Raw genomic sequence first — 7,500 nt, 5'->3', positions numbered from 1 at the left:
GTACCCCCTGCTCCGAAGCTATCCGTGCTTCCCACCAAGAGGAGTCCGTCGTCCGGAGTGACCAGAACCGAGCCCACCCACTCGCCTTGCGACCCTCCATACGTTCGGCTCCACAACACGTTCCCCGAGGCATCGATCCTCAACACATATATATCTTTAGGGTTGTACTGGGCGCGGATTGAGGTCCAGCTTACCAGCCAGAACCCTCCGTCGGGAGCAGGCACGACCGCCCTCAAAAAGCGGTCCTCATTTCCGCTTCCGCCGTAGGATCGGGAGAAGAGAGTTCCGGTGGCGGCGCTCGCAGCCGCCGGGCATCCCGCTGCTGGGCCGCCGAAGGCCACCGGATTCGAGAATCTGGACAGCCCCGCCGCCAGCGCAAAGAGCATGGCAAGGGCCCACCGACCCTTGCGCCGCCATCCCCACGCCTCTGCAGCGATAAGAATCCACTTCAAGCGCCGGATCATCGAATCCCTCCTTATCCGTAAGAAGGACTGGAAGCATGTTCCTGACTCTACTGCATCCGCAACACCAGCGGCAAGTAGAGCCGATATTCCTCGATTCCAAGGGAAGGATCCTCGCAAAAGGCACGCACGTTGTCGATAGCCCAATACAAATCATAGGAGGCGTTGTAATAGTGAAAGCGAACCTTGAAGGAAGTCGCGCCAGCCAGGTCATTCGTCAGATTGAGGATGGTTGTTCGGGGCCTTATGGGATAGCCCCCCGGGCCCCATCCATGCTTCCTTACCCAAGATGTTCCATTCACAGAGATCTCCACATCGGCTTTCTCGAGTTCCCATACCTGCATGTAATCCGAGAATGAGATGAAAACCCTCCTTGGATTGCCTGGACAGGGCTCAACGGAGATCCAGGGGGTAATCAGCTGCTCATCCTGGACGGCGCCAGGGCCGGCCGCAGCGGAGTCCACAATGGCGAAGGGCTCAACGAAGAGTGGCCCGAAATTGCGGTTTCCAGGGTTTGCTGTCGTCCAGGTGCTGACAGCGCCGCCACCATATCCACCATCCACCACCTGCCAGGTGGAAGGGATGCCCTCGCTGAAATCCTCTTCAAACAGCACCCGGGGCGGTCCAAAGGTGGCAGTGCAGGTCATGTTTCGCCTGATGTCCACCCAAATACTGGGCGAAGTGCCCGAACAATCTCCCGATCACCGGATAAAGCTTGAGCCGGGATCAGGGGTCGCTGTTAGCCGGATAATGATCTCGCTTTGATAGTTTTCTGTGCAGTCTCCAGACACCACGCCGGCAGAGATGGTGCAGTTAATCGCGTCATCCGAGCTTGTGACTTTTCCGCTGCCCCGACCCGCACCCCCTATGGTCAACGTAAAGTTGTCTGCGCATGGACAGGCACCTGCCAAGCTTGAGGAACTATGCCCAGGGCAATCAGCGCGATGAACAACATTTTAACTGCCCTTTTCACCCCATATCAATACGACAAATCGCGATGGGCTTGGGGTCAAGAACCCTCTGAGTTAGCCTCCCAGCCGTCTCTCTTTTCCCTGTCCTGATGCCCGGTAGCCATCCTGAAATTTGCCTTTTCCAACTCTGCAATCTTTGGTGCATGTATGGCTCGAAGATCTTGCTCCAAGACATAATTACACCTCCTCTTCTTTACACCTCCTTTATTGAAAAGCTCTCGCGAGATTTCTCCTCGACTTGATACATCATAGCTATCCTCCCGATAATCATACTACCTCCCTCCTTTGTTGAAAAGCTCTCGCGAGATTTCTCCTCCACATCCGTCCCACATAAGATTCATACGGCTCGTGGAAGGCAAATCCCATATAGAGCGAGCGGTTTATCTTTGTATGTAACCATTCTTGCAATCTTTGACAAACCGAGCAGACATCACTCTCAGAGAGTGTCTGAAATGTATCTGGTCGAGGGTTTTGATGGATACGTGATGGTATGAACGAACAGAACACACGAAAACCCTATCCTACCGACCTTACGGATGCCGAATGGCAACGGATTGCCCCCGCTCTGCCGGAACGGACGCCACGCCGAGGGCGACATCGCGTCTATGCGTACTGGGAGATGCTGAACGCCATCTTCGCTATCGTGCGCAGTGGGTGCACCTGGCGGATGCGTCCTGATGACGTGCCTCCTTGGCAGACCGTGTCTCATTCCGTTCGGTTCTGGCAACGGGATGGGACCTGGGTACGCATCCATGCGGCCCTCCGCACGGACGTGCGCGTTGCCGCAGGGCGGGAGGCAGCACCGAGCGCTGCGATTCTCGACCGCCAGTCGGTCACAACGACCGAAAACGGGGGCCGCACGGGGCTGATGCTGGCAACAACGTCCACGGACGCACACGCCATCTGCTGGTGGATCCCGTGGGCGTGGTGGTGACGGTAGTGGTGCATACCGCCGATATCCAAGACCGCGACGGGGTGCGGTTGGTGGTGGGCAACCTCCACGGGAAGCAGTCGCGCCTGCGGGTGATGTGGGCCGATGAGGGCGATGCTGACCAGGTGGTGGAATGGGCGCAGCGCGTTGGTGGCTGGCCCCTAGACAGCAGCAAGCGTCCCGATGGGGTATCGCGCTTCCACGTGTTGCCGAGACGCTGGGTGGTGGAATGGACGGTTGCCTGGCTGGGGAGGTATCGTCGCTTGAGGAAGGACGACGACGCACGCACCGCTACGAGCGAAGCGTTCATTTATGTCGCCATGATTCACGTTATGGTCAGACGGTTGGCCCGCATCCATATCAACGACTCTTCATAGAATTTTCAGACACTCTCTCAGAGCCTATCCAAATAATCTATCATGACATCACGACGGATGAACCTTGTCAATAGATGTGCGAGGAAAGGCAAGGCGGTGCCTCGCCCTTACAGATGTCCACGACGATGATCACGGAGTGCCAATCCGACATCGCCTGTTGCAGCAGATTGGTCGGGGCACTGCTATGCCCTGAAGCATAACAGCTCTGTACCCATCCATCCACCGACGGGTTGCATCCGTTTATACCGTGAGACGGTTATTCGGATAGCCACAATTCACACACCCCCTTCCGTGCCCTGTTTGGGAGCGGAAGGGGGCTGAAGGGATGGTAAGGGGCTGCTGAAACCACTGCCCCATACCGATGCAGTTACCTAGTCGTAGCTGGCGCGATCGGCGTATTGGGTTCGATACCACGCAGGGCTGCCATGACCAAATCGCGGTTGAGCTGGGCAATAGTCTCGAGGCTGATCTCTTTAGGACAAACCGCCGCGCACTCACCAATATTGGTGCAGTTTCCGAAGCCCTCGAAATCAGCTTGAGCAACCATATTCACGACCCGCTGATAGCGTTCGGGTTGACCCTGCGGTAGTAGTGCCAGATGAGTAACTTTAGCAGCCGTAAATAACATCGCCGACCCATTTGGACAGGCGGCAACACAAGCCCCACAGCCGATACAGGCAGCAGCATCCATTGCCCGATCAGCCGCTACCTTCGGCACCGGAATAGTATTGGCGTCAGGTGCCGAACCGGTACTGACACTGATATATCCTCCAGCTTGAATAATCCGGTCGAAGGCACTCCGGTCAACGACCAAATCCTTGATGATGGGGAACGCCGCAGCTCGCCATGGTTCGACCGTAATCGTGTCACCGTCGTTAAAGCTACGCATGTGCAACTGACAGGTCGTGATCGCATTCTTGGGGCCGTGCGCCACGCCATTGATCATTAGCGAGCACATGCCGCAAATACCTTCGCGGCAGTCGTGGTCAAAGGCAACCGGCTCTTCACCACGTGACACAAGTTCCTCGTTGAGCACATCGAGCATCTCGAGGAACGACATATCAGGGCTAACGTTGTCCATCACGTAGGTCTTGAACTCGCCGGGAGTGTTGCGGTTCTTTTGCCGCCAGATCTTCAGTGTGATCTTCATACTCTATACTCCGATCACCGGCTGGTGAGGCCAACCGGTGACAATAAAACTAATCTCAGACGACGATAGTCGGATCACTTATAGCTGCGCTGAGTCGGCTTCACGTACTCAAAGACCAGCGGCTCTTTGTGCAGACGTGGCCTGGCGAGATCGCCGGTAAATTCCCACGCTGCTACATACGAGAACTGCTCATCGTTCCGTAGCGCTTCACCTTCTGGAGTTTGATACTCTTCGCGGAAGTGACCACCACAGGACTCTTCGCGATGAAGTGCATCAAGGCACATCAGCTCAGCCAATTCAAGAAAATCGGCGACTCGTCCTGCCTTTTCCAGAGCCTGATTGAGGTCACTCGCTTCGCCGGGTACATTGACATTCTCCCAAAACTCGGCACGAATCTCGGGGATACGCTGCAATGCTTCACGCAAACCGGCTGCATTGCGCGCCATCCCACACTTATCCCACATCAGTTTACCCAGCTCGCGGTGGAACGAGTCAACGGTACGCTTGCCACGAGCGTTCAGCAGGCGATGAATTCGCTGATTAACTTCAGCTTCTACTTCAGCAAACTCAGGCCGATCGATGCTGATGCCACCGGGCTTCACCTGGGCAAGGAAATTCGCGATGGTGTAGGGTAGGATGAAGTATCCATCGGCCAACCCCTGCATCAACGCCGATGCACCGAGACGATTAGCCCCGTGATCCGAGAAGTTAGCCTCGCCGATTACAAACAGACCGGGGATCGTACTTTGCAGGTTATAGTCAACCCACAAACCACCCATTGTGTAGTGAGGTGCGGGATAAATCCGCATCGGCGTCTCATACGGATCCTCGCCGGTAATCTGCTTGTACATATCGAAGAGATTACCGTAGCGTTCAGCGATCTTCTGTCGTCCAAGGCGCTTAATGGCATCGGAGAAATCCAGATAGACCCCTAATCCACCAGGGCCAACACCGCGGCCTTCATCACAGACCTGCTTGGCAGCCCGTGAGGCAATATCGCGCGGAACCAGATTGCCGAAGCTCGGATAACGCTCTTCAAGATAGTAGTCGCGTTCGGATTCGGGAATATCTTGCGGACGACGGGTATCACCCTTCTTCTTCGGCACCCAGATGCGACCGTCATTACGCAGTGACTCGGACATCAACGTCAGTTTGCTCTGATATTCACCACTCACCGGAATACAGGTTGGGTGAATCTGCGTAAAGCAAGGATTACCGAAGAAGGCGCCACGGCGATGCGCACGCCAGATAGCCGTCGCATTACATCCTTTCGCGTTCGTACTGAGATAGAAGACATTACTATAGCCACCAGTCGCCAGTACCACTGCATCGGCTGCATAGCGCGAAATCTTACCGGTGACCAGATCACGAACAATGATTCCGCGTGCCCGGCCATCAACCACAACGAGATCGAGCATCTCGGTGCGGGGGAACATCTTCACCGTACCGGCCGCAATCTGACGACTAAGCGCCTGATACGCACCAAGCAATAATTGCTGACCGGTCTGACCGCGCGCATAGAAGGTACGGGCTACTTGCGCCCCACCGAACGAGCGGTTGTCAAGCAAGCCACCATATTCACGGGCAAACGGCACGCCCTGGGCAACACACTGATCAATAATATTCACCGAAACCTGTGCCAGGCGATAAACATTACTCTCGCGGGCGCGGAAATCACCACCCTTTACCGTATCGTAAAAGAGTCGGTAAATGCTGTCACCATCGTTGCGGTAGTTCTTCGCTGCGTTAATGCCACCCTGGGCAGCAATACTATGCGCACGACGCGGACTATCCTGATAGCAGAAGCAGAGCACATTGTAACCAGCTTCACCCAGAGTCGCCGCCGCTGAAGCTCCGGCCAGACCAGAACCAACCACGATGATCGTGTATTTGCGTCGGTTAGCCGGATTGACCAGCTTCATCTCGAAGCGGTGCTTATCCCAGCGTTGCTCAATTGGACCACTCGGTACCTTAGAATCTAGCGCGCTTACAAACTCTATTTGCCGCGTGCCGGTGCGAACTGTCGTTTCGTTCTTCGTCTCGCTCATGCGGGTTCCTCGCTCTTCTAGCGTTGGTTGGTGATCTTCTACGCGACAAAGCCAAAGTAGACCGCCAATGGGAAGGAAACATTACCAATAAAGACGGCTGCTGCAATCAAAATGGCTAAACCGCGCAACAGGCGATCATACGTGCGGTTATTCCAACCCAACGTTTGAAACATGCTCCAGACCCCATGGTACAAATGTAAACCGAGAAACACCATGGTCAGGAGATAAAAGCCAACGATAAATGGGTTCTGAAAGCCATACACGACATTGCTATAGGTTTCGTATACACCGTCGTGAGGATGGAGAAATTGTCCTGGTTCATAACCAACGATACCAAAGGTTAGATGCAGGATATGATAAATAATAAAGAAGAAGATTAGCACACCACCAAACCGCATCGTGTAATCGGCATACCCTGATTGCCGCTTATGCTGACCATAGCGACGCACCGTTGAAATGCTATTTGCTCGGATGCTGCGCTGGCTTTGCAACGTTAGACTAGTAGCGGCCCAGATGTGGAGGAAAACCGAGGCAAGTAACACAAAGCGTGCGATCCAGAGCAGATGCTCGTGACCGAAGACCGGATAACCAAGTTCGCGCAATCCGGCTGCGTAAGCGTTGTACACTTCAGGGCCCTGATACATCTTCAGATTGCCGTACATGTGAAAGACGACAAAGCCGACGAGAATGAAGCCGGTCAGCGCCATTATCACCTTTTTACCGACCGACGTGCGGGTGAGGGTGAGCACTCCTGTCATCGTTCCATCCTTCCCAGAACAACATCTGCACAGCAAAAACAGATGATTAGTAACCGCCGGCTAGAGCCAGCAGCAGGGAAATACCTGTGACTTATCCCACGAAGTATCTTGCTCTGTAGAATTATAACGGAACTACGATCAATTGTCTACCGAATGCAACGATGCAGTAATACCTTGTGAAGAAAGACACGAGGCTTCACAAAGCGCTAGATCGCTTTCTTAGCCCAAGCCAATGGAACCGTGCAGAACCCTTCGATCTTGAATCGATAGCAAAAAAGTCTGCAAGGAAGTGCATATTATGCCGCAAACGATAGTGGATGGCTAGAGGTGTTAGGAATAAGTTAGGGTTGTTCAACGTTTTCATCCTACACAGCAATGGTGCAGAGTCTTAGCCCTGAAAACGTTGAAAACCCCTCTGGATGAGACCCGATCACGCACAGATAGGCCAGCAGGGTGGAATGATTAGAGATCCAGCCGAACCTTAGCCCCAAAGTTCTTCTTCTCCTTACTGGGGAAATACGAGAGGCACGCAGCATCGAGCAAATCAGGACTCAGAGTTGGCGTCTCCATATTGTAACGGGCAATCGCGATCAATTGATCAAGAATATCACGCGGCTGACACATCCGAAACGGCCGTTGATCAGGACGAAACCACTTCGCGATCAGATAATCGATACTCCGATCATCGTAGGGCACCTTACGCACTCGACACATAATCTTCCAAATCTCTCGCCATTGTTCTTCCGTCGGATCGATAATCTCGATCTTAAATTTGATCCGACGCAGGAGTGCATCGTCACCTAG

At 54.1% G+C, this 7,500-nt stretch carries 6 protein-coding genes and 1 pseudogene (1 of these 7 only partly in view); 1 reads left to right on the top strand and 6 read right to left on the bottom strand.

The window, feature by feature from the left end; all coding sequences use genetic code 11:
• Both JE47_RS0118060 and JE47_RS0118055 read right to left on the bottom strand, forming a co-directional pair.
• Nucleotides 1–464, bottom strand: partial view of a hypothetical protein gene (locus JE47_RS0118060; RefSeq protein ID WP_031461094.1) — the beginning only. It extends 1,063 nt beyond the left edge of the window; 464 of the gene's 1,527 nt are visible here — the first part of the coding sequence; the start codon lies at nucleotides 462–464; its stop codon lies off the left edge, out of view.
• A 47-nt stretch (nucleotides 465–511) separates the two neighbouring features.
• Nucleotides 512–1,108, bottom strand: a complete 597-nt coding sequence (locus JE47_RS0118055; RefSeq protein WP_031461093.1) for a hypothetical protein — start codon at nucleotides 1,106–1,108, stop codon at nucleotides 512–514.
• 814 nt (nucleotides 1,109–1,922) lie between these two features.
• Between JE47_RS0118055 and JE47_RS21095 the strand changes: the two genes are divergently transcribed.
• A protein-coding gene (locus JE47_RS21095; protein ID WP_152556105.1) for an IS5 family transposase occupies nucleotides 1,923–2,740 on the top strand; the annotation gives its coding sequence in 2 pieces (ribosomal slippage) (nucleotides 1,923–2,280 and nucleotides 2,280–2,740; 819 coding nt in all).
• 367 nt (nucleotides 2,741–3,107) lie between these two features.
• Here the strand turns inward: JE47_RS21095 and JE47_RS0118035 are convergent.
• The 4 genes and pseudogenes from JE47_RS0118035 to JE47_RS0118020 form a co-directional block, all read right to left on the bottom strand.
• Entirely contained in the window at nucleotides 3,108–3,890 is a 783-nt protein-coding gene (locus JE47_RS0118035) for a succinate dehydrogenase/fumarate reductase iron-sulfur subunit (RefSeq protein ID WP_031461091.1), read from the bottom strand.
• A 74-nt stretch (nucleotides 3,891–3,964) separates the two neighbouring features.
• Nucleotides 3,965–5,938, bottom strand: a complete 1,974-nt coding sequence (locus tag JE47_RS0118030; RefSeq protein WP_031461090.1) for a fumarate reductase/succinate dehydrogenase flavoprotein subunit — start codon at nucleotides 5,936–5,938, stop codon at nucleotides 3,965–3,967.
• 38 nt (nucleotides 5,939–5,976) lie between these two features.
• Entirely contained in the window at nucleotides 5,977–6,696 is a 720-nt protein-coding gene (locus JE47_RS0118025; protein ID WP_031461089.1) for a succinate dehydrogenase cytochrome b subunit, read from the bottom strand.
• A gap of 462 nt (nucleotides 6,697–7,158) precedes the next feature.
• Nucleotides 7,159–7,500, bottom strand: a pseudogene (locus JE47_RS0118020) (ATP-binding protein); the annotation flags it as partial.

Origin of the sequence: Chloroflexus sp. MS-G, from assembly GCF_000735195.1 — a bacterium.
GTDB lineage: Bacteria > Chloroflexota > Chloroflexia > Chloroflexales > Chloroflexaceae > Chloroflexus.
The sequence above is the reverse complement of the archived record's forward strand: the minus strand, read 5'-3'. Positions and strand labels throughout refer to the sequence as shown.

What these genes read in the sequence shown, in the direction of transcription:
- JE47_RS0118055 (WP_031461093.1), bottom strand. Translation starts at nt 1,108, where the DNA reads ATGACCTGCACTGCCACCTTTGGACCGCCCCGGGTGCTGTTTGAAGAG.
- JE47_RS0118035 (WP_031461091.1), bottom strand. Translation starts at nt 3,890, where the DNA reads ATGAAGATCACACTGAAGATCTGGCGGCAAAAGAACCGCAACACTCCC.
- JE47_RS0118030 (WP_031461090.1), bottom strand. Translation starts at nt 5,938, where the DNA reads ATGAGCGAGACGAAGAACGAAACGACAGTTCGCACCGGCACGCGGCAA.
- JE47_RS0118025 (WP_031461089.1), bottom strand. Translation starts at nt 6,696, where the DNA reads ATGACAGGAGTGCTCACCCTCACCCGCACGTCGGTCGGTAAAAAGGTG.